This is a genomic window from Pantoea sp. Seng (assembly GCF_009829935.1).
Lineage (GTDB): Bacteria > Pseudomonadota > Gammaproteobacteria > Enterobacterales > Enterobacteriaceae > Pantoea > Pantoea communis.
Genome location: NZ_SZZV01000011.1, coordinates 99,293 through 118,013, shown reverse-complemented (window position 1 = coordinate 118,013; position 18,721 = coordinate 99,293). Strand labels below are relative to the sequence as shown.

The 18,721-nt window shown below is 54.6% G+C and carries 26 protein-coding genes, 1 tRNA gene and 1 pseudogene; 14 read left to right on the top strand and 14 right to left on the bottom strand.

Features of this window, described 5'->3' with window-relative positions:
- Positions 1-6 precede the first annotated feature (6 nt).
- Genes FD737_RS23930 through FD737_RS23920 form a run of 3 tightly spaced genes read right to left on the bottom strand, consistent with a single transcriptional unit; the run spans position 7 to position 771 of the window.
- Positions 7-246, bottom strand: coding sequence for a hypothetical protein (locus FD737_RS23930; RefSeq protein ID WP_237448799.1), 240 nt, complete (start codon positions 244-246; stop codon positions 7-9).
- Entirely contained in the window at positions 247-468 is a 222-nt protein-coding gene (locus tag FD737_RS23925; RefSeq protein ID WP_237448798.1) for a hypothetical protein, read from the bottom strand.
- Between the two features lie 48 nt (positions 469-516).
- Entirely contained in the window at positions 517-771 is a 255-nt protein-coding gene (locus tag FD737_RS23920; protein ID WP_237448797.1) for a MerR family transcriptional regulator, read from the bottom strand.
- A gap of 219 nt (positions 772-990) precedes the next feature.
- Between FD737_RS23920 and FD737_RS13365 the strand changes: the two genes are divergently transcribed.
- The 5 genes from FD737_RS13365 to FD737_RS13355 all read left to right on the top strand — a co-directional run bounded on the left by FD737_RS13365 (position 991) and on the right by FD737_RS13355 (position 2,335).
- Complete coding sequence (locus FD737_RS13365) at positions 991-1,251, top strand: hypothetical protein (protein WP_045816976.1); 261 nt, start codon at positions 991-993, stop codon at positions 1,249-1,251.
- A gap of 201 nt (positions 1,252-1,452) precedes the next feature.
- The gene (locus FD737_RS13360) at positions 1,453-1,689 is read left to right on the top strand and encodes a hypothetical protein (RefSeq protein WP_097118163.1); all 237 of its coding nucleotides are present in this window, start codon (positions 1,453-1,455) and stop codon (positions 1,687-1,689) included.
- Positions 1,690-1,791: 102 nt separating this feature from the next.
- On the top strand, positions 1,792-1,914 hold the full coding sequence (locus tag FD737_RS24045; RefSeq protein WP_255492021.1) for a hypothetical protein: 123 nt from the start codon (positions 1,792-1,794) through the stop codon (positions 1,912-1,914).
- A 1-nt stretch (position 1,915) separates the two neighbouring features.
- Positions 1,916-2,047: a hypothetical protein gene (locus tag FD737_RS24040; RefSeq protein ID WP_255253270.1), complete on the top strand. Its 132-nt coding sequence runs from the start codon at positions 1,916-1,918 to the stop codon at positions 2,045-2,047.
- A 117-nt stretch (positions 2,048-2,164) separates the two neighbouring features.
- Positions 2,165-2,335, top strand: a complete 171-nt coding sequence (locus tag FD737_RS13355; RefSeq protein ID WP_237448796.1) for a hypothetical protein — start codon at positions 2,165-2,167, stop codon at positions 2,333-2,335.
- 21 nt (positions 2,336-2,356) lie between these two features.
- On the opposite strand, the gene FD737_RS13350 is transcribed toward FD737_RS13355, so the two are convergent.
- From FD737_RS13350 to FD737_RS13340, 3 genes are all read right to left on the bottom strand, one after another.
- Complete coding sequence (locus FD737_RS13350) at positions 2,357-2,620, bottom strand: biofilm development regulator YmgB/AriR family protein (RefSeq protein ID WP_097118162.1); 264 nt, start codon at positions 2,618-2,620, stop codon at positions 2,357-2,359.
- A gap of 231 nt (positions 2,621-2,851) precedes the next feature.
- Entirely contained in the window at positions 2,852-3,160 is a 309-nt protein-coding gene (locus FD737_RS13345) for a hypothetical protein (protein ID WP_097118161.1), read from the bottom strand.
- 712 nt (positions 3,161-3,872) lie between these two features.
- On the bottom strand, positions 3,873-4,097 hold the full coding sequence (locus FD737_RS13340; RefSeq protein WP_237448795.1) for a hypothetical protein: 225 nt from the start codon (positions 4,095-4,097) through the stop codon (positions 3,873-3,875).
- A 300-nt stretch (positions 4,098-4,397) separates the two neighbouring features.
- On the opposite strand from FD737_RS13340, the gene FD737_RS13335 reads away from it, so the two are divergent.
- On the top strand, positions 4,398-4,652 hold the full coding sequence (locus FD737_RS13335; RefSeq protein ID WP_283216522.1) for a hypothetical protein: 255 nt from the start codon (positions 4,398-4,400) through the stop codon (positions 4,650-4,652).
- A gap of 373 nt (positions 4,653-5,025) precedes the next feature.
- On the opposite strand, the pseudogene FD737_RS23915 reads toward FD737_RS13335, so the two are convergent.
- Positions 5,026-5,214: pseudogene (locus tag FD737_RS23915) on the bottom strand (IS110 family transposase); the annotation flags it as partial.
- Between the two features lie 345 nt (positions 5,215-5,559).
- Here FD737_RS23915 and FD737_RS13325 point away from each other — a divergent pair.
- The 3 genes from FD737_RS13325 to FD737_RS13315 all read left to right on the top strand — a co-directional run bounded on the left by FD737_RS13325 (position 5,560) and on the right by FD737_RS13315 (position 7,815).
- A complete protein-coding gene (locus FD737_RS13325; protein ID WP_097098556.1) occupies positions 5,560-6,204 on the top strand; it encodes a DNA methyltransferase in 645 nt (214 codons plus the stop codon).
- 17 nt (positions 6,205-6,221) lie between these two features.
- Positions 6,222-6,455 carry a hypothetical protein gene (locus FD737_RS13320; RefSeq protein WP_160833699.1) on the top strand — a complete coding sequence of 78 codons (234 nt, stop codon included), beginning with the start codon at positions 6,222-6,224 and terminating at the stop codon, positions 6,453-6,455.
- A 424-nt stretch (positions 6,456-6,879) separates the two neighbouring features.
- Positions 6,880-7,815, top strand: a complete 936-nt coding sequence (locus tag FD737_RS13315; protein WP_160833698.1) for a transposase — start codon at positions 6,880-6,882, stop codon at positions 7,813-7,815.
- Positions 7,816-7,956: 141 nt separating this feature from the next.
- Here the strand turns inward: FD737_RS13315 and FD737_RS13310 are convergent, their stop codons facing one another.
- The 3 genes from FD737_RS13310 to FD737_RS13300 all read right to left on the bottom strand — a co-directional run bounded on the left by FD737_RS13310 (position 7,957) and on the right by FD737_RS13300 (position 9,822).
- A complete protein-coding gene (locus tag FD737_RS13310) occupies positions 7,957-8,430 on the bottom strand; it encodes a GNAT family N-acetyltransferase (protein ID WP_097118155.1) in 474 nt (157 codons plus the stop codon).
- Positions 8,431-8,760: 330 nt separating this feature from the next.
- Positions 8,761-8,836, bottom strand: a tRNA-Ile gene (locus FD737_RS13305).
- A gap of 203 nt (positions 8,837-9,039) precedes the next feature.
- On the bottom strand, positions 9,040-9,822 hold the full coding sequence (locus FD737_RS13300; protein WP_160833697.1) for an SDR family oxidoreductase: 783 nt from the start codon (positions 9,820-9,822) through the stop codon (positions 9,040-9,042).
- 136 nt (positions 9,823-9,958) lie between these two features.
- On the opposite strand from FD737_RS13300, the gene FD737_RS13295 reads away from it, so the two are divergent.
- The 3 genes from FD737_RS13295 to FD737_RS13285 all read left to right on the top strand — a co-directional run bounded on the left by FD737_RS13295 (position 9,959) and on the right by FD737_RS13285 (position 11,905).
- Entirely contained in the window at positions 9,959-10,546 is a 588-nt protein-coding gene (locus FD737_RS13295) for a TetR/AcrR family transcriptional regulator (protein WP_160833696.1), read from the top strand.
- Positions 10,543-11,058 carry a G/U mismatch-specific DNA glycosylase gene (gene mug, locus FD737_RS13290; protein WP_160833695.1) on the top strand — a complete coding sequence of 172 codons (516 nt, stop codon included), beginning with the start codon at positions 10,543-10,545 and terminating at the stop codon, positions 11,056-11,058. Before FD737_RS13295 ends, mug begins: the two co-directional genes overlap by 4 nt.
- Before the next feature lie 88 nt (positions 11,059-11,146).
- On the top strand, positions 11,147-11,905 hold the full coding sequence (locus FD737_RS13285; protein ID WP_160833694.1) for a substrate-binding domain-containing protein: 759 nt from the start codon (positions 11,147-11,149) through the stop codon (positions 11,903-11,905).
- 48 nt (positions 11,906-11,953) lie between these two features.
- Here the strand turns inward: FD737_RS13285 and rpoD are convergent, their stop codons facing one another.
- From rpoD to rpsU, 3 genes are all read right to left on the bottom strand, one after another.
- Positions 11,954-13,798 carry an RNA polymerase sigma factor RpoD gene (gene rpoD / locus FD737_RS13280; RefSeq protein WP_160833693.1) on the bottom strand — a complete coding sequence of 615 codons (1,845 nt, stop codon included), beginning with the start codon at positions 13,796-13,798 and terminating at the stop codon, positions 11,954-11,956.
- Positions 13,799-14,162: 364 nt separating this feature from the next.
- Positions 14,163-15,908, bottom strand: a complete 1,746-nt coding sequence (gene dnaG, locus FD737_RS13275; RefSeq protein ID WP_160833692.1) for a DNA primase — start codon at positions 15,906-15,908, stop codon at positions 14,163-14,165.
- Between the two features lie 118 nt (positions 15,909-16,026).
- Positions 16,027-16,242, bottom strand: a complete 216-nt coding sequence (rpsU, locus tag FD737_RS13270) for a 30S ribosomal protein S21 (protein ID WP_001144069.1) — start codon at positions 16,240-16,242, stop codon at positions 16,027-16,029.
- 278 nt (positions 16,243-16,520) lie between these two features.
- On the opposite strand from rpsU, the gene tsaD reads away from it, so the two are divergent.
- Positions 16,521-17,534, top strand: a complete 1,014-nt coding sequence (gene tsaD, locus FD737_RS13265) for a tRNA (adenosine(37)-N6)-threonylcarbamoyltransferase complex transferase subunit TsaD (RefSeq protein ID WP_097118151.1) — start codon at positions 16,521-16,523, stop codon at positions 17,532-17,534.
- A 30-nt stretch (positions 17,535-17,564) separates the two neighbouring features.
- On the opposite strand, the gene plsY is transcribed toward tsaD, so the two are convergent.
- Positions 17,565-18,164: a glycerol-3-phosphate 1-O-acyltransferase PlsY gene (plsY, locus tag FD737_RS13260; RefSeq protein WP_160833691.1), complete on the bottom strand. Its 600-nt coding sequence runs from the start codon at positions 18,162-18,164 to the stop codon at positions 17,565-17,567.
- A 107-nt stretch (positions 18,165-18,271) separates the two neighbouring features.
- Here plsY and folB point away from each other — a divergent pair, with 107 nt between their 5' ends.
- Complete coding sequence (gene folB / locus FD737_RS13255) at positions 18,272-18,631, top strand: bifunctional dihydroneopterin aldolase/7,8-dihydroneopterin epimerase (protein ID WP_034828354.1); 360 nt, start codon at positions 18,272-18,274, stop codon at positions 18,629-18,631.
- The last annotated feature ends 90 nt before the right edge of the window (positions 18,632-18,721 follow it).

Sequence of the window (18,721 nt, the reverse complement as noted above, 5' to 3'; positions counted from 1 at the left end):
ACGACCTTATGCGACGGCTGTCAGCGCATCAGCGTTGCTGACCAGCCGCCGGTGGGCGCCGGTCAGCATAATGGCCTCACCGCGCTCCAGGCTCAGGCGGAAGTGGTCCCGCATCGCTGCACTGATGCCGTTACCGCACCACATCAGGTGATAGTCGTGGCGCCTCAGGGCGCTCGCAGGGATGCCGCTGCATGCATTATTAACCCCCACCCTGGACCCCTGGCCCGTCAGCCGGATGGCTTCCATTCAGATTTCAGTGCTGTCCGTGACGCTGACCGCCTCCAGAAACAGGGGGATGGCCGCACGCCGCGCTGACGCCGAAGCCATCAGGCTCCACTGCGCCAGTACGGCCGCATGGAAGCGCCCCTGTCGTTCCGTGGCGCCTTCACTGGCATCGCTGCGCAGCCACAGATTGAGCGGCCGCAGGCAGCGGTTAACGAAGTCGTCGGTACAGTAGTCCGTGGCCATCATGCGCATTTCCCGGCGCACATCGTCATCGGTGTGGCGGTGGAGCAGCTACAGCATATCCTCCTCGCGGAATGTCCAGCCGCCCCTGAGCGCCAGCCCCGGCCAGCGCAGCGTCGCGTGAATGTCAAACAGCGTATTGCCTCCGGCGGTCAGATCCAGCACGCGCAGCGCACACGCCAGCTGGGCGTCCGAGTACCCTTCTTTTGAGGGCGGGGATATAAGGCCTGCCCGCCGCCAGCGTCGCAGGGTTTCAGGCAGCACGCCCACGATACCGCAGACGGTATCAGTTGTATGGAACGGCATAAATTGCGTCCGTCAGGGGAGAAAGCCTGTCTGGCAGGGCCGGAGGTTTAACTGCGCGGGCTTGAGAGGAACTCGTCGCGCGGAGAGTCTCATTACCACACTACCTGATATAAATTATTACGGATACGGCTAATTTCAGAATAAACTCCGGGCGCTTTCACCATCCGCGACTACAGTGTGACGTGAGGCTGTCATCAACGTGAAACGGAGGTAGTAAATTTGTCTATTCAACACGACGGGAAAGGGCACGTCATTATTGGCGAGGCGGCACTGAGCCTGGCGCTGGGCGAAAAGGAAATAAGCGTGCAATCGCTTATTGCCGAGCTCGGACACATGGCGGAGGCCGGCGGCAGCGATAACCGGCTCACTGAAATATCCGAAGCCAGAAGCTGGCTGAAGAGCTTCCACGAGCCGGAGCAGGCCGTCCGGCACGTGCCGTACCTGCAGACCCTTGCGGGCCTGAACGACGAGAAGAACTGACGCCAAAGGACGTAGTCCGGCTCTGGCCGGAAGACGACGATGAAGATGACCTCAGCGGTCGCGCTCAGGCGTGTACCGGCCGGAGAACCTGTCAGGGACGACACTCTCCGCATATCCCGTGCTTAAATCGCATCAGAAATTAATTCCACCGTTATATATTCAGGCATACATTGCTCCTTTTATCATGGAAGGAGGCCGCTTATGTGGCAGTTTTATTATCTGCTCAGAATGGAGCAGCAGGACCAGCTGCACGTGAAGGGCTGCGTGTGCCTTGAGGACCACCCGGAGCGTCAGTTCCTGGGCTCGGCCGTGAACTACCGGCACGCGTATCAGATCGCGTCACAGCAGCTGAAGATGCGGGCCTGCATCTGCCGCCTGTGCGTGGACGACAGCATGACTGAAGCGCGGGACGCCTCGCTTTCACCGCCCGCGCAATGAGCGGTTTTTACGCTTAAGTCACAGACCGGTTATTTGTTCACCTTCCGGTACCGTCACGCGGCTAAACTTAACGTTACCCGATACCGGGTGACGGAGGTAACCATGGCTGACCGTAACGATAAAAATGTGAAGGATGGCAAAGACGCCGACCACAGCAAGCTGCCTGCGGGCAACAATAAAGACACCAGGGACAGCGATACCATGAAGCAGAAGGGCGGAAAATAGCATGTCTGACCAGCCGATGCCTGACGATGCGACCCCGCTGCCGGACCACGAGCCGGCGCCCGGTCATGAAGACGAGGTGCCGGGCGGCGACAGAGACATTCCGCCCGACCGGGGCGCCACCCCGCTGATTTAACCGCCTCCGGGCGGTTTTTTTTGGTGCTTATATCTGCGCGCCGCTTATCGCGATACACTGTGTATATCCCCAATAAGCGGAGCGCATCTGAAAACCGAAAATGAAATACAGGAACTGATGCACGAAGCCGTCGGGCTGGCCATCAGGCAGGTACTGCACAGGGGCGGGACAGTCAGCCCGCACGAACTTATCGGCACGCTGTGGCGTCTGAAGGAGTCCGGTACCGATATGGCCATGCGCGAGGCCTGCAGCCGGGCCATCCGGATTTTTGCCGCCAAACTTAACTGAATTAGCCCTGTCGCGCAGGCGTTAAAAGGCCTGCCCGCCGGCGTCATCCGGCGTGTGACTGACGATAAGCTCCAGCACGCTGCGCAGCACCGCCTGTCTCTGCGCGTCACGCTCCTGCTCAAGGTCGCGAATGACGTGGATGATGAGCGTTTTATTAGACAGCTGTCCGCCTGAGGCCAGGATCGCCTGTATTGCCTCTTCAAGCTCCTGACTTTCAGCCGCCAGCGCGTCGCCGCTGCTCTGCAGGCGGGTGCGGATTGTGGTCACTGAGTTGGTATTTTTCATGCTGTGAAGGTCCCTGCCGGAGCATCCTGAGCGGATGACGGCGGTAAAAGTGGTGTTGCGGATTGTTAATGTGTGGCCGGGAGCTCTGCATCTGCGGAACGTACCCGATAACAGAGAAATTATAGGTTAAAAGGCGCTGGGTTGCGCTTCGTTAATGATGGCGCGCGCAGGCAGTCATCTTACGAAGTCAGGTGAAGGCGGACGCTGAGCGCCCGCTCCTGAAGGTTGTGGTTATCTCATTTCATCTTCATCATCAGCCTGCAGGCGAATGGTGGACTCGCCGCCGGCACTGTGGCTGTCTGCATCAGACAGCATCCATTTCTTACCGGCGCCCCCGCGTGAACCGACGGTCCGGAAGTCGCGCAGCCAGCTGATGGCATCGCTGATGCGCCGGCTGCGGCTGCTGGTTTTCTCTGCTTTGAGCATAATGTTCAGCTCCGTCAGGAGAGCATCAACGGATATTTCCTCTTCACGCACGGCAAGATTGACTGCTGCTTCACCAATAATTGCGTGACCGGTCATGTCCTCGCTGTACAACACGTTTACACCTCGCTTAAGAAATGAATGAGAATAATTTTAACCATGTTGTTATTATAGCAAATGGCGGGGAAGGATTTAAATGAGGTGCATAGTTATCGGCTATCGATTAATAAGGATAAATAAATTGAATCTTTTCATTTTATTATAAGTGGCTGATATTTTTCTGATATATTGATGTTGTAAATTCCATCCTGAGAAAATATCTCTCACTCTGGCCTGCTCCCGGGTCAGAGCAGGTAACTCGTACTGTCAGAAGCACGGTGCATGTAATGCGCATCCGATTCCGAAAGGGCGCACCCGTAGGCAGACTGCTAAATCCTGTTCAGGTGCAGTAAAGCCAGAGGATCTACGCAATGGTTTTTCTCAATAACGAGCTTCCTGCAGAGAATATGTTCATTAACTCTCTCATTTATTTTTTCCGTCTCCAATGACTGACTGATTGCCGAAGCGAAAATATGCTGCCACTTTCACACTGGCGCTGTGCTTAAATATAAATCTTTTTGTTCGAAGCGGCGCTTCCCGGACCTGGCGTCCTGTATATCCGATGTCACCTGACATTCAGTTAATCGGTAGAGGCGAGTCGTACGAGTTTATATTTAAGTGCCCGGTGCATAAAATAATTTAAGCCCTGGAAGGTGCCGCACTGATATGGCCCTGCGCATGGAGTTGCCAGAGCCAGTCATCCGCCTTACTTTAACCGTAAATATCTGACTTACTCAGGTTGCTCCTGAATCTCGATGCGGATAATCGTTAAAGGCTCGCCGCGGCTTCCCGTGGCGCAGTGCCGTTCTGCCGCGCGGATAAACGGGCTGCGGACTTCCAGCATGTCCGCAATTTCACGGAGCTTTTCTGTCAGGCAGGAAGGGGAAACGGGAAGATAGGTCGGGGGCAGGGCTCTGGCCATGAGTAGTGACTCGCAGTTGTCTGTTGTGTACATCATATCTTCGGCTGCCGCCCGATTTTCATGAGCGCAGTCATATTCGGATTAAAACATACAAAAAATGCATGCAATCTTCCTCCGTCTGTCGGGCTACGCCGTGACTTCACCTTAGCCGGGCCGCTTCGTCCGCAAGGCAGGCTTTGCCTCACGACTCACCCGTTCCCCGCCCTTCGCGGGACATTCAGTCCGCTCAGGCGGCGCGTGCGGTTTCGTCCTTCGACCCTGCGTCCTGCGCCATAGCCCGGCTGCCGTGACGTCACGGCGCTGATGCCGTGCAACCTGTAGACCGGAGTAATCGTGAATCAACTTCTCACCACTGGCCAGCTGGCCCAACAGCTGCTGCGCTTTGAACCCGATACACCCTGCGTGGTGCACCTGTGGGTAGCTGATGATTTCGAAGACGTGGCACCAGAGCTGACGCCCGACGAGGTGCTGGCCACAATCGCGCTGGCCGACGCCTCGCTCGATGCGGATACGAGTCTCAGCTGGTATTTGCTGCGCCACTGTGCCGACACCATCCCTGCCGCACGTGTTGAAACAGACCCTGCCTGATCATCAGAAAACCGGAGGCGGCGGGACAACCCGCCGGGCAGGTAATGAGAGCAATGACCGTACGGGAATTCAGGGCGCGGCTGGCCGCAGTCGGCGATGACGAGCTGTGCTGCGGCACCTTCTGGCTGGCAGAGGACTTTCTCGGCATTAACCCGGATATGACGCCGGATGAGATTGCGGCGGCCATGGAGTATGCCGAAGACCATCATGATGCAAACGAGGGATTTAACTGGTGGCATCTCGAGATGCCATCGATGCTGTCTTGCTCGAGAAGAAAGGGGCATAGCGCTGCCCGGTATGCAGCTGCCGATCCTCTGATGTCGCCGGTCATGGCGGCATCACTGCAGGAATGAAAAAGGTTGTCGCTGCGCTCCGCCTCCATGCCTCCGGTGGCCTCCATCAGAATCAAAGAAATATTTAGTCCGCTGATTTTGTTAGTAATTACCTCAAAACCTGCAGTGTGATTACTGACGGTGAAAGGAATAATCTCCTCTGTAGAGGCCACGTCCAGCGTGGCCTTAGCCACATCAATACCAATGCACTGCAAATCCGGCTGACTCATGGTGCCCCTCATTACGATACGAATTTAGGTTCAGACAACTGTCCGGGCTAATGATGAGTGGCTCAGTCCGTGCGCACTCGCTTGTTTACGGGCTCTTGCGCCCCGGAAGCTTCACCTGCTGCACGGACCTCGCCAGACCTGCAAAGTCAGTTTAGATATTTACCGACATATAAGGGAAGCTGTCGCCGGAGTGCTCACCCGTTCCCCGCCGTGCGCGGGACATTCAGTCCGCTCCGGCGGCGCGTGCGGCTTGCGCATCCGCCCCTGTTTGCTCCGCTGTTCGCCCGTCTGTGTGGAGGTCACGGCACCACTACCGGTGCCCCCTTCTTACACAGGAGCATCACTATGTCTCGATTCATGCACGGCGACAGCGTACAGGTTATGGGCGGCTTTCCGGATAAGAGCATTGATTTCATTCTGACGGACCCGCCATATCTCGTCGGCTTTAAGGACCGTTCCGGTCGCTCGATTGCCAACGACGTGAACAGCGAGTGGGTGCAGCCGGCAAGCAACGAAATGTTCCGGGTGCTGAAAGACAACAGCCTGGCGGTGAGCTTCTACGGCTGGAACCGGATAGACATTTTTATGCAGGCATGGAAGGCGGCCGGGTTCCGCGTGGTGGGCCACATCGTCTTCACCAAGCCTTACGCCTCAAAATCGGCCTTCGTCGGCTACCAGCATGAAAGCGCCTACGTGCTGGCCAAAGGGCGCCCGGCGCTGCCGGCAAAGCCGCTGCCGGACGTGATGCCGTGGGAGTACACCGGCAACCGCCATCACCCGACCGAAAAGCCGGTCAGCGCCCTCCGGCCGCTGATTGAGACCTTCACGCAGCCCGGCGCCATTGTTCTGGACCCGTTTGCTGGTTCCGGTTCGACCTGCGTGGCCGCCCAGGCTTGCGGACGCCGCTGGATTGGTATCGAGCTGATGGAACAGTACCACGCCGCCGGCCTGCGCCGCCTGTATGCCCACCGCGACGCCCGTGCGGCCTGATGAACGGAGAGAACACGATGAACGATCACACTATGCACCCTGATAACGACGCGCTGGCCGATGACGTGGCCGACCTGGAAGAGTCGCTGTACGAATTTCATCTGCGCCTGCGCGACATGATTGCACGCCAGCTCTGGCAGGGCGCCAGCCGCGAGCAGCGCATGGCCGGCCTGCTGATTGAGGGGATCGATAATGACCTGGTTGAACTGTACCGGCGCGCGGCCGTGATAAAGAAACATCTGAGGGCGTAACTGATTAGAAAATGAGCGCCACTCTGCATCCCTGCCGGCGCACGGCAGGGCCAGTTTTATCCACAGGGTTCCGGGGCGGATATGCACCCGGGATGTGGACAAGACATTATGGATGTTGCTGCGCGCCTCATTGATGCCGCCTGCGGTGGGAGAATAAAAATCCGTGCGGTCTGCGGCCGGTGCCGTGACTTCACTTTAGCCCGGCCGCTGCGTGTTCAAGATGCACAGGCTCGTCTCCTTGTATGTTTATAGAGGGGTGTAGATGATTTTATACTCATCTGGTTCCCAAGATGCTGCAGCACGATCGTCTCCATGGGCTGAAAGCCCGAGGGGGAGCCATCCCGCGCAGCATCTTTTTCAGCATTAGCCCGAACAATTGCCTGGCGCACTTAAAGCCCGTATCTGCAAGGCAGGGAGAACTGAAATGAGCGATAAAACAACCGTTGGTATTGACGTTTCAAAGGTCGCTTTAGATGTCTGGATCGACACCAGAGAGCGACTGATACATCTGGAGAACTCCGCCTCAGGCATCGTGCAACTGCTGAAGGAATTCGAAGGACTTCACATATCTGGCGTTATCATGGAGGCCACAAGCCGGTATCACTCTCTGGCTGAATCAATGCTGATTTCAGCGGGTCTGCCTGTTGCCGTCATTAATCCCCTACAGATAAAGAATTTTGCCTGGGCGATGGGCAAGGTGGCAAAAAGCGACCCCATTGATGCCAGGATAATCTGCGAATATGGTCGTCGTATGAAACCGGAGTTCAGACCTGTCAGGGATAAAGTACTTCAGGATATGGCAATGCTCCTGACGCGGCGGCGTCAGCTGGTGCAGAATCGTGTCATGGAAATCACCAGGCTGCAGGAAAAAAGCGGCGCCTGGATTGAGAAGGACATCGCGGAGCATATTGCGTGCCTGAATGTGCAGATCGATGCCCTTGATAAGGAAATAAAAGACCAGCTGAATCAGAATGCTGCATTCTCTCCAAAACGAAAAATGCTTGAAACAGTTAAAGGTATCGGGCCGGTAACTCAGGCTGCGATCCTGAGTCAGCTTCCGGAGCTGGGACATCTTAATCGCAGGCAGATTTCAGCCCTGGTTGGCGTATGCCCCTATGACAGGGATAGCGGGCAGCTCCGCGGTAAAAGGGCTATCTGGGGCTGCAGGTCCGGTCTACGCGCAACACTCTATATGGCAATGCTTTCAGCGGTAAGATATAACCCCCAGATTAAAAGTTTCTACACGTCGCTTGTTGCACATGGAAAACCCAAAAAAGTGGCTATAACAGCCTGTATCAGAAAATTTATTACGATTCTGAATGCTATGTTCCGTGATCAAAAGGATTGGGCATATAGCTGAAGGATTAGTTTATGGCCCAATGTGAAAAATATGATACGCCTCCGGACTAAATCTGAACGAGGTAATGGTCCGTTTTGTGCCAAGCGGACATTGCAAACTCAGGAGTGTATACGCCAGCTCAGAGATGAATATGACCACAGGTCAGCCAGTCTTTTTTACATGGGTATAAATATCAGGCCGTGTGATGCTCCATGCATAGTTTTCCCGATTAACAGGTTCGTACCCAAATTTTTCATAGAGCCAAGGTGCTGTGGTTGTAAACAACATGATCCTGCGAAGCCGCTCAAAAACTGGATGATGATGTATGCACTGCATCACCCACCTTCCCAGCCCTTCTCCTTGGTATTCCTCAAGGATATATACATCACAAAGGTAAGCGAACGTAGCGTAATCTGTTATTAATCGCGCGAAACCAATTTGGGTTTCATCGTGATAAACACCGAAATTAAGGCTGTTTTCTACTGATGCACTGACGAGATCCAGATCAATCCCTTTTGCCCATGTTGACCTCGTAAGATAGAGATGGATAGCCTGCACATCCAGTTTCTTCCGGTCTGTACTCACCAAGTAGTTATTCTTATGCCACTCATGTATCTCTGAAATGTTCACGTTCATTCCTGTTTATGAATTTCCGGGAAGCCTGACCTTAACACTTGATGGAAAATCGCACCATTTAGGACTTCTTCGAAAATATAATCCTGCGCCCTTTTTCAATGAGACATTACGTCTGTTTTCCGCTCAAAGCAGACGTTGCACTGCTGAGCAGCTTTATACTACAGGTGACCTGATTACTACGTAGCTTTAGGGCTGAAACAGCTTAGAGTGACGAGATTAGCTAAATGTGGGGTGAGGGGATTACTACTTTGAACTACTTATGACCGGTATCCTATGAGTATCCTGGAAAACCGGCTTAACTGTAGCTTCTGAGGTAAGTCGTTGATAATTTGGTGGCCCCTGCTGGGTTTGAACCAGCGACCAAGCGATTATGAGTCGCCTGCTCTAACCACTGAGCTAAGGGGCCAGCGGAGCGGGGATTATCAAGTATCTCGGAGGGGTGATCCAGCGTTCACCAATCGGTTGGTGAAAATTAGAACAATCTCTGACTCCTTGATCTCCAAGCAAAAATCCCTTCCCACTCCCTAAGATCGCTCAATCAGCCCACAACCTCAGCAGGTTTTTGAGACAAGGCTATCCTTCCACCTCATCTCAATCACCACTCACATCTCACAAATAACGCGAAGCCGGCTTATTCAACGAGATAAACGGCAGGATGGCGAAGCGAGCACTCTCCATGCTCTGCCATAGTCCCAAATCTTCCACCGAAGGAATGGTGATCAGCTCGCCACTATCCATTCCGTGCAGCGCCGCCGCGACTAAATCCTCAACCTCCATCACGCTTTCTGGCGGAAGGTCATCAACCGATTTCCCTGAGCGCTCGAAGATCTCGGTACGGGTTAAGCCCGGCAATACCGCCTGAATACGCACGCCACTCTCCGCCAGCTCACGCTGCATATTGCGCGTCAGCGAGAGCACAAAGGCCTTACTGGCGTTGTACGCACCATTCGCCATTTCATTCACCAGCGCCAACACTGAAGCGATATTCACAATCGTTCCCGTACCACGACGGTGGAATGCTTGCGCGGCTGCATGTGCCAACTGCGTCAGCGCCACAATGTTTAACGTCAGCATGGTTTGTATTTGCGAGATATCACCCGCGACGAACTCGCCTTCAACTGCCATCCCGGCATTGTTCACCAGCATCGTAATCCGCTCGTTGTCCGCAAGGGTTTGCGCCACGCGTTGCAAATCTTCAGTGCGCGTCAGATCGGCCGCCAGCACACTCACTTCCACGCCGTGCGCGTCACGTAGCGACTGCGCCAGTTGGTTAAGACGCGATTCATCACGCGCCACCAGAATCAAATTGCTGCCGCGCGCGGCCAGCTGTTTCGCGTAAGTTGCACCAATGCCGCTGGATGCGCCGGTAATCAAAGCCAGTTGTTGTGTCATGGTCGGTTCCTGTAAATGATGGTTGTCATATCTGATGAAACTTAATATGACGATCATCATATTTTTCGTCAAGCTGGAATATGATGATCGTAATAATTACACTGATTGCCATTAACGATGAGCAGGATGGTGAGAGATGGAAAAGCTGAGCCACAAGGCGCGCACGCGGCAGCGCATACTGGATGAGGCAGCAGTGGTGATGCGTGAATGCGGCACTGAAGGCATTGGTGTAGCGGCGCTGATGAAGCGCGCGGGATTAACTCACGGCGGCTTCTACGCGCACTTTGATTCGCGGGAAGCGCTGGTTGAAGCGGTGATTGCCGAGATGTTTGCCGATTCGGCACAGCGCTTTGCCGCCATCACCCAACTCGAAGATCCAGCCGAGCGATTGACCCAACTGATCGACAACTATCTTTCTGAGCATCATCGCAACACGCCGGGAGAAGGCTGCCCGATGCCTGCGCTGGTGAGTGAGATTGCCCATCTGCCGATTGAAACACGCACGCTGTTCTCGCAACGTCGCGAGGCGGTGCAGCAACGGCTGGCGCAGGCACTCATCGAAATGCACCATCCGCAGGCTGATGATGTCGCCGCGAGTATGCTGGCCGAAATGGTCGGTGCGGTGGCGCTGGCGCGCGCCTGTCCGGATGATGAGGAAGCGCGCAATATGCTGGCGGTTAGCCGTAGCTCGGTGAAACAGCGCGCAGGATTGGAGAGTGCATGAGCGAGCACGATATTCAGGACATCATTGCACCGGATTTGCAGGTGCTGTTTTGCGGCATCAATCCGGGTAAGTCTTCGGCGCACACCGGCTTTCACTTTGCCCATCCCGGCAATCGCTTCTGGAAAGTGATCCATCAGGCCGGTTTTACCCGCGAATTGCTGAAACCGGAACAGGAGCAGCGGCTGCTGGAAACCGGTTGTGGCATCACTATGCTGGTTGAGCGTCCCACCATTCAGGCCAATGAGTTGGCGGGTAATGAGCTGCGCGATGGCGGGGCGCGTTTGCAGGAGAAGATCTTACGCTATCAGCCGCGTGCGCTGGCGGTGCTGGGTAAAGATGCGTTCCAGAAAGCGTTCCGACAACGCAAAGTGGAGTGGGGCGAGCAGCCGCAAACCTTGGGCGAAACGCGTTTGTGGGTGCTGCCCAATCCCAGCGGGTTGAACCGCGCGACGATAGAGGAGATGGCAACAGCTTATCGCCAACTTCATGATTGGTTACAGAATAACGCGTGAGCGTGCTCCGCTTAACGCGGCCCTAAAGTTGTTCAATTTGCGGTTTCTGACTAAACCCAAATCTTTATGGCAAATAAAGAGAGGGAAGATGAAACGCACAATCGCGTTAGCGGCGCTGCTGGTGATGGCGCAACAGACGGCACAGGCAGAGACGCTGAAAGTATTTAGCTCCGGTGGCATGTATCCGGTGATTGAGAGCCTGAAGCAAGATTATCAGCAGCAAACCGGCAATACCCTGCAGCTGGAAGCGGCGCCATCGATGGGCGATACGCCACAGGCGATCCCTAATCGTCTGAAACGTCAGGATAATGCCGATGTGCTGGTGATGGTCGATTACGCCATCAAACCGCTGGAGCAGGCCAAATTTGTGGATAGCAGCAGCCATCAGGTGCTGGCGCACTCTTATATCGCGATGGCGGTGAAGCAGGGCATGACGCCGCCGGATATCAGCACGGTAGCGAAATTCAAACAGGTCCTCACGGAAGCCTCCAGCATCGCGATATCAGACAGTGCCAGCGGCAAATATATTCAAGGCAAGATGCTGAGCAAGCTGGAGTTGGGGCCGAAGACCGCCAGCAAAGTGTCTGTGATCCCTGCCACACCAGTGGGTGAAGCGGTGGCACAAGGGAAAGCGGAGCTGGGCTTCCAGCAGAACAGTGAGCTGCAGGCGGTGAAGGGGATTACCATTGTCGGGCTGATTCCGCCAGCAGTGCAGCAGGACACGCTGTACGGCGCGGTGATTACGCGTAGCACCCAGCAGAAGCAGGCAGCGGCGCAGTTTGTGAAGTATCTGCAGAGCGATAACGCGCGCAAAATGATGCAGGAAAAAGGGCTGACGCCGTTTTGAAGGCAATAAAAAACCCCGGCAAGCCGGGGTTTTTCGTCTTAACGAGGATTAATCGTCAAGGAAGCTACGCAGCACTTCGGAGCGGCTTGGGTGACGCAGCTTACGCAGCGCCTTGGCTTCGATCTGACGAATACGCTCACGGGTAACGTCAAACTGTTTGCCAACCTCTTCCAGCGTGTGGTCAGTGTTCATATCGATACCGAAACGCATACGCAGGACTTTCGCTTCACGTGCAGTCAGACCCGCCAGCACGTCGTGGGTGGCTGAACGCAGGCTTTCTGAGGTAGCAGAATCCAGCGGCAGCTCCAGCGTGGTGTCTTCGATAAAATCGCCCAGATGTGAATCTTCATCATCACCAATCGGCGTCTCCATAGAGATCGGCTCTTTAGCAATTTTCAGCACTTTGCGAATCTTATCTTCTGGCATCAGCATACGCTCAGCCAGCTCTTCCGGCGTTGGCTCACGGCCCATCTCTTGCAGCATCTGACGCGAAATACGGTTGAGCTTGTTGATGGTCTCAATCATATGCACCGGAATACGGATGGTACGTGCCTGGTCGGCGATAGAACGGGTGATAGCCTGACGAATCCACCAGGTCGCATAAGTTGAGAACTTATAACCACGACGGTATTCAAACTTATCAACCGCTTTCATCAGGCCGATGTTACCTTCCTGAATCAGATCGAGGAACTGCAGGCCACGGTTGGTGTATTTCTTCGCGATAGAAATAACCAGACGCAAGTTCGCTTCAACCATCTCTTTCTTCGCACGACGCGCTTTGGCTTCGCCGATCGACATGCGACGGTTGATGTCTTTAACCTGCTCGATGGTCAGGCCGGTCTCTTCTTCAATCTGCTGCAATTTCTGCAGTGAACGCGTCACATCATCTTCAACTTCAAGCAGTTTCTCTGACCAGGATTTATTCATGGCCAGCGCCGCTTTGAACCAGCTTGGGCTGGTTTCATTGCCGGTGAACAGGGTGATGAAGTTCTTCTTCGGCATTTTGCAGATTTCAATACACAGCTTCATGATCAGGCGCTCTTGCGTACGCACGCGCTCCATCATGACGCGCATACTGTTCACCAGGTAGTCGAATTGCTTCGGTACCAGGCGGAACTGTTTGAACACTTCAGACAGGTTATTGATTTCTGCAACGGCATCAGCGTGGCTGCGGCCTTTGGCTTTGATCACGGTACGGGTAGTTTCGTACTGGGTGCGCAGATCGTTGAACTTCTCACGCGCCAGTTCTGGATCGATGGAGTTATCATCGTCAGAGCTGTCGTCGTCGCCATCTTCGTCTTCTTCATCGTCGTCGTTACGGTCTTCTTCAGACAGTTCAGAACCCACGTGAGTGGCAGTTGGCGCGATATCTTCTTCCGCGTTCGGGTCAACAAAGCCGGTGATCAGGTCAGACAGGCGAGATTCGCCCGCTTCCACACGATCGTACTGATCGAGCAGATAGGTGATGGCTTCCGGGTATTCGGCAACTGAGCACTGAACCTGGTTGATACCGTCTTCGATACGCTTAGCGATGTCGATTTCGCCTTCGCGCGTCAGCAGCTCAACGGTACCCATTTCGCGCATATACATACGCACAGGGTCAGTAGTACGGCCAATTTCAGATTCAACGCTAGAGAGTACCTGCGCGGCAGCTTCTGCGGCATCTTCGTCAGTATCAGTACTGTTCTCATTCAGCATCAGATCATCGGCATCAGGTGCTTCTTCAACAACCTGAATACCCATGTCGTTAATCATCTGGATGATGTCTTCGATCTGATCGGAGTCGACGATATCTTCCGGCAGATGGTCATTGACCTCAGCATAGGTCAGATAGCCCTGCTCCTTACCACGGGTGACAAGCAGCTTAAGCTGTGACTGCGGGTTTTGCTCCATAAGACGGTATCCACACTTCTGTTAATTAGATTGGTGTCGGTCGGCAGCGAGCCAACTATAACAGTGAAGGCGTTGTTCTTTTGCCGCTGCCTTCAACGCGGCCAGGGTATCGACCCTTCATATATCGGCACTTAAGCCGCTTGAGTTCTTTCTTAGCGGGCCTGGCTTACTCGCCATTTTCGTCCCCGGCAGTGCTCGCAATCCTCACGTACTTCAGTACGCTCCGGTTGCTGCGCGCTGGCGGTAACGAAACTGGCTTCGACGCCGACGGCCCTCGTACGGTGTGCTTAAAAAAGCGAAAACCGTACACCCAAGTCAGAATGTGTGCTTTCACAGCCTTCACAGTTCTGACCCGGTAATAATCTTATTTTTTCGCTAATGCCTGGCTTAAAGCCCAGAATTCGCGGCGTTCGGCGGCGCTCAGGCCTTCGGTACGGTCGCGTGCGATAAGCGCTTCAAGGCGCTGTTCAAGGGCTGAGTCATAAAGACTCGCCAGTGAATCCTGGAACACGGCTTCTGCTTCTTCATCCACTATCATGTGGTTCCAGGTGGCCAGCGTTTCAAGGGGCTGGCTAAATTCTGTCCCGCGATATAACTCTAGTAGCTGTCCGGTCGTCAGGCCAGGATTCTCCGTACAACGACTGACTATCTCCACAAACAGCGGCAAACCCGCCATTTTTGACTGCTCAAGCCCGTCCAGCGTAGGAACGATGGCGGCAAATTGCGGATTCTGCACCAGTAACGCAATCAACACGCGCATGGTGGTGCGCTTCAACGGGGGAGCCGTTGGCGCAGTGCCGCTTTCTGCCTGCTTTGGCATCAGCTTGTCTAACTGGTTATCGTCCAGAATGCCGAGTTTATTACCCAGATTCTGACGCATATAAATGCGTAAAGTTTCACCGGGGATCTGGCTAATCAACGGCAGCGCCAGCGTTGCCAGCTTGGTTTTACCGTCACGCGTGCTCAGATCGACCTGCGGCATCAGGCTGTCGAATAAAAACGTGGAGAGCGGTAAAGCCTGCTCCATCCGCGCTTCAAACGCCTCTTTGCCTTCTTTACGCACCAGCGTGTCCGGGTCCTCGCCATCTGGCAAAAACATAAAGCGTAGCTGACGACCGTCATTCATGTAAGGCAATGCGGTTTCCAGTGCACGCCATGCGGCTTCGCGCCCCGCGCGGTCACCGTCGTAACAGCAAATCACCGTGTCGGTAGAGCGGAACAGCAGCTGAATGTGCTCAGCGGTGGTCGAGGTGCCCAGCGAGGCAACGGCATAATCAATGCCAAATTGCGCCAGCGCCACCACGTCCATATAGCCTTCTACAACCAGTAAACGCGCTGGCTGCGGATGATTCTTTTGCGCTTCATACAGGCCATATAGCTGACGGCCTTTATGGAAAATCGGTGTTTCCGGCGAGTTAAGGTACTTCGGCGTATCGTTGCCCAGTACACGTCCACCAAAGCCAATGACGCGCCCACGCTTATCGCGAATCGGGAACATCACGCGATCGCGGAAACGATCATAAGTGCGGCCGGAATCGTTACTGACCAGCATGCCCGCTTCCATCAAGGATTCGCGGTCCTCTTTCTGCTGACCAAAACGTTTCAGCACGTTATCCCAGCCTGCTGGCGCATAACCAATCGCGAAGTGATCGATCACTTGCTGGCTGAGACCGCGTGTGGCGAGATAATTTTGTGCAGATGTCGCTTGCGGGTTACGCAGGCTTTGCTGATAGAAACCGTCGAGGCCTTCCAGCAGCTGATACAGACTTTGACGCTGATGACGTTCCATCGGGCTGGGGCCGTTGCCCGCTTCATACGGCACTTCTAAGCCGTGTTGCGTGGCCAGCTCCTCAACGCTTTCAACGAAATCCAGACGATCGTGATTCATCAGGAAGTCGATGGCGTTACCCTTGGCGCCACAGCCGAAGCAGTAATAAAACTGCTTCTCACCGCTTACGGTGAAAGAGGGGGTTTTCTCGTTATGAAAAGGACAGCACGCGTGATAGTTCTTACCCTGCTTTTTCAGCTTAACGCGGGCATCGATAAGATCCACGATATCCGTGCGGGCAAGTAAGTCATTGATAAATACGCGTGGAATTCGTCCAGCCATAAGCCCCGGTTTTTCAGCTCATAAACGGCAACAAGCCGCGCTTCCTTTCGGAAAGCACGGCCTCTTACTTGACTCTGTCTGCGTTTAACACGCGGCGGAAGCGAACTTCCGAAAGAAATTAGTACAGACGAGTGCGGCGTGCGTTTTCGCGAGCCAGTTTCTTGGCGTGACGCTTAACAGCAGACGCTTTAGCGCGCTTACGCTCAGTCGTTGGTTTTTCATAAAACTCACGACGACGAACTTCCGCCAGAACACCTGCTTTCTCGCAAGAACGCTTGAAGCGACGCAGTGCTACGTCGAAAGGCTCGTTTTCACGTACTTTAATTACCGGCATGTAACTCTTACCTCGATAAATTCGGTTTTGCTGCTGACTGCGGCGCCAGCACTTTTAAAATGGTGCAGCATTTTACTCCAGCCGTAGCCGAGTTGTAAAGCACCATGAACAATTTAGAACCAACAGAGACATATGCCATCGCGGCTGCCGGTTTTTTCAGGCCGTGGAGTATAGCGCACTCTTTGTGCGACAGAAAAACACTTTTTCCTGGCAAAGTCGTCCAGCGTGTGATTCGCCTGTGCTACACTGCGCGCCGCAAGAAGAGGGTGATAAAAGCTATGCGAGTTCTGGGTATTGAAACGTCCTGCGATGAAACCGGCATCGCGATTTATGACGATGCGTCCGGTCTGTTGGCGAATCAATTATATAGCCAGGTCAAACTGCACGCTGATTACGGTGGTGTGGTGCCCGAACTGGCCTCACGTGACCACGTGCGTAAAACCGTTCCGCTGATTCAGGCTGCGCTGAAAGAAGCCGGATTAGCCGCAAAAGACATTGATGCCGTGGCCTATACCGCCGGTCCAGGTTTGGTTGGTGCGCTATTAGTCGGGGCGACTGTCGGCCGTGCACTGGCGTTTGCGTGGAATGTGCCTGCGGTGCCTGTGCATCATATGGAAGGCCATCTGCTGGCGCCGATGCTGGAAGACAATCCACCGGAATTCCCGTTTGTGGCATTGCTGGTTTCGGGTGGTCACACGCAGTTGATCAGCGTCACGGGTATTGGTGAATACACTTTGCTGGGTGAATCGATTGACGATGCGGCTGGCGAAGCTTTCGATAAAACCGCCAAACTGCTCGGTCTGGATTATCCGGGCGGGCCGATGCTGTCACGCATGGCGCAGCAGGGCACGCCGGGTCGCTTCAAATTCCCGCGCCCGATGACCGATCGCCCAGGGCTGGATTTCAGCTTCTCGGGTCTGAAAACCTTCGCCGCCAACACCATTCGTGAACATAACGGAGATGAGCAGGCGCGTGCCGATATCGCTCGTGCGTTTGAGGATGCAGTGGTGGATACGCTGATGATCAAATGCAAACGCGCGCTGGAGCAGACCGGCTTTAAACGCCTGGTGATTGCCGGTGGTGTCAGCGCCAACCGTACGCTGCGTGAGCGTATGGCCGAGATGATGCAAAAGCGCGGTGGCGAGGTGTTTTATGCACGCCCGGAGTTCTGTACTGATAACGGCGCGATGATTGCCTACGCTGGCATGGTGCGGCTGAAAGGCGGCACACGCGGTGGATTGGGCGTCAGTGTCCGGCCTCGTTGGCCACTGGCCGAATTGCCCGCCATCTAAAACGAAAAAACCGGCATCGCGCCGGTTTTTTTATTTCTTCTTTTTCCGCTTCCAGATCTTATTTTCCTGCCCGCGCCACAGGCGCTGGATGTTGTCGTGATGACGCAACAGAATCAAACAGGAGAGCATCGAAACCGGGAAGGTAAACTGCGGTTTGAACCACCACACGTAGAACGGGGCAATCAGCGCACTGACAATCGCACCCAGCGAGGAGTAGCCGCTCAGCAGCACCGTCAGCAGCCAGGTGCCGGTCATCAATCCCGTCAAATCCCAGCCAATGGGCGCGATCGCACCGAATGCGGTTGCCACGCCTTTACCACCACGAAAACGGAAAAACACCGGATAGATATGGCCGAGACAGGCGGCAATCGCGGTTAAGCCGAGATACATCGGCGTGACGTGCAGCAGATAGGCGATCCACACCGGAATCATCCCTTTTGCCACGTCGAAGATCAGTACCGCAGCCTCAGCCGCTTTACCACCAATGCGCAACACGTTGGTCGCACCAGGGTTGCCGGAGCCGGCGGTACGCGGATCGGGTAAACGCGCGAGTTTACAAACCAGGATCGCACTGGAAATCGAGCCGCAAAGATACGCGAAAATAATCATACCAAGCGCGATAGCACTCATAGCCTCGTACCGTTCCTTTTGGGTCGTTTTGTTCTCGATAAGCGTGGATAATACGCATAATCCGCCGGAAGTGGTATCCGGCTTAGCCAAAAACAGAGACTGACATCATGGATATCGTATTTATAGAACAACTCACCGTGTTCACCACCATTGGCGTTTACGACTGGGAACAGGGCATGCAGCAGAAGCTGGTGCTCGATGTCGAAATGGCGTGGGACAACCGTCGTGCTGCGGTGAGTGACGATGTGAACGACTGTCTGAGCTACGCCGATGTCACCGAGGTTATCCTCAATCATCTGCAGGGCCAGCGCTTTGCCCTGGTCGAACGCGTGGCGGAAGAAATTGCCGATCTGTTGATGAATCGTTTCAAAACGCCCGGTGTGCGCATCAAGGTCGGGAAACCTGGCGCGGTGGCCCAGGCAGCGACCGTTGGCGTGCGTATCGAGCGCGGGACTATTCCTAAATAAATCATCCGTGATTGCCATCACAATGAAACCAAACCAAATTATGGTGTGTCTCACTTGAGGCCGTTGCGCTAACGGACGCGAAGTTGCCGA

Excerpts from the sequence above, each read along its gene's own strand:
- FD737_RS24040 (WP_255253270.1), top strand. The coding sequence starts at position 1,916 with ATGTCTGACCAGCCGATGCCTGACGATGCGACCCCGCTGCCGGACCAC.
- FD737_RS13325 (WP_097098556.1), top strand. The coding sequence starts at position 5,560 with ATGTCTCGATTCATGCACGGCGACAGCGTACAGGTTATGGGCGGCTTT.
- FD737_RS24045 (WP_255492021.1), top strand. The coding sequence starts at position 1,792 with ATGGCTGACCGTAACGATAAAAATGTGAAGGATGGCAAAGACGCCGAC.
- tsaD (WP_097118151.1), top strand. The coding sequence starts at position 16,521 with ATGCGAGTTCTGGGTATTGAAACGTCCTGCGATGAAACCGGCATCGCG.
- FD737_RS23930 (WP_237448799.1), bottom strand. The coding sequence starts at position 246 with ATGGAAGCCATCCGGCTGACGGGCCAGGGGTCCAGGGTGGGGGTTAAT.
- dnaG (WP_160833692.1), bottom strand. The coding sequence starts at position 15,908 with ATGGCTGGACGAATTCCACGCGTATTTATCAATGACTTACTTGCCCGC.
- FD737_RS13285 (WP_160833694.1), top strand. The coding sequence starts at position 11,147 with ATGAAACGCACAATCGCGTTAGCGGCGCTGCTGGTGATGGCGCAACAG.
- FD737_RS13295 (WP_160833696.1), top strand. The coding sequence starts at position 9,959 with ATGGAAAAGCTGAGCCACAAGGCGCGCACGCGGCAGCGCATACTGGAT.
- FD737_RS13320 (WP_160833699.1), top strand. The coding sequence starts at position 6,222 with ATGAACGATCACACTATGCACCCTGATAACGACGCGCTGGCCGATGAC.
- FD737_RS13350 (WP_097118162.1), bottom strand. The coding sequence starts at position 2,620 with ATGAAAAATACCAACTCAGTGACCACAATCCGCACCCGCCTGCAGAGC.
- plsY (WP_160833691.1), bottom strand. The coding sequence starts at position 18,164 with ATGAGTGCTATCGCGCTTGGTATGATTATTTTCGCGTATCTTTGCGGC.
- FD737_RS13340 (WP_237448795.1), bottom strand. The coding sequence starts at position 4,097 with ATGTACACAACAGACAACTGCGAGTCACTACTCATGGCCAGAGCCCTG.
- FD737_RS13310 (WP_097118155.1), bottom strand. The coding sequence starts at position 8,430 with ATGAACGTGAACATTTCAGAGATACATGAGTGGCATAAGAATAACTAC.
- folB (WP_034828354.1), top strand. The coding sequence starts at position 18,272 with ATGGATATCGTATTTATAGAACAACTCACCGTGTTCACCACCATTGGC.
- FD737_RS23920 (WP_237448797.1), bottom strand. The coding sequence starts at position 771 with ATGCCGTTCCATACAACTGATACCGTCTGCGGTATCGTGGGCGTGCTG.
- FD737_RS13315 (WP_160833698.1), top strand. The coding sequence starts at position 6,880 with ATGAGCGATAAAACAACCGTTGGTATTGACGTTTCAAAGGTCGCTTTA.
- rpsU (WP_001144069.1), bottom strand. The coding sequence starts at position 16,242 with ATGCCGGTAATTAAAGTACGTGAAAACGAGCCTTTCGACGTAGCACTG.
- FD737_RS13360 (WP_097118163.1), top strand. The coding sequence starts at position 1,453 with ATGTGGCAGTTTTATTATCTGCTCAGAATGGAGCAGCAGGACCAGCTG.
- FD737_RS23925 (WP_237448798.1), bottom strand. The coding sequence starts at position 468 with ATGGCCACGGACTACTGTACCGACGACTTCGTTAACCGCTGCCTGCGG.
- rpoD (WP_160833693.1), bottom strand. The coding sequence starts at position 13,798 with ATGGAGCAAAACCCGCAGTCACAGCTTAAGCTGCTTGTCACCCGTGGT.
- FD737_RS13300 (WP_160833697.1), bottom strand. The coding sequence starts at position 9,822 with ATGACACAACAACTGGCTTTGATTACCGGCGCATCCAGCGGCATTGGT.
- mug (WP_160833695.1), top strand. The coding sequence starts at position 10,543 with ATGAGCGAGCACGATATTCAGGACATCATTGCACCGGATTTGCAGGTG.
- FD737_RS13355 (WP_237448796.1), top strand. The coding sequence starts at position 2,165 with ATGCACGAAGCCGTCGGGCTGGCCATCAGGCAGGTACTGCACAGGGGC.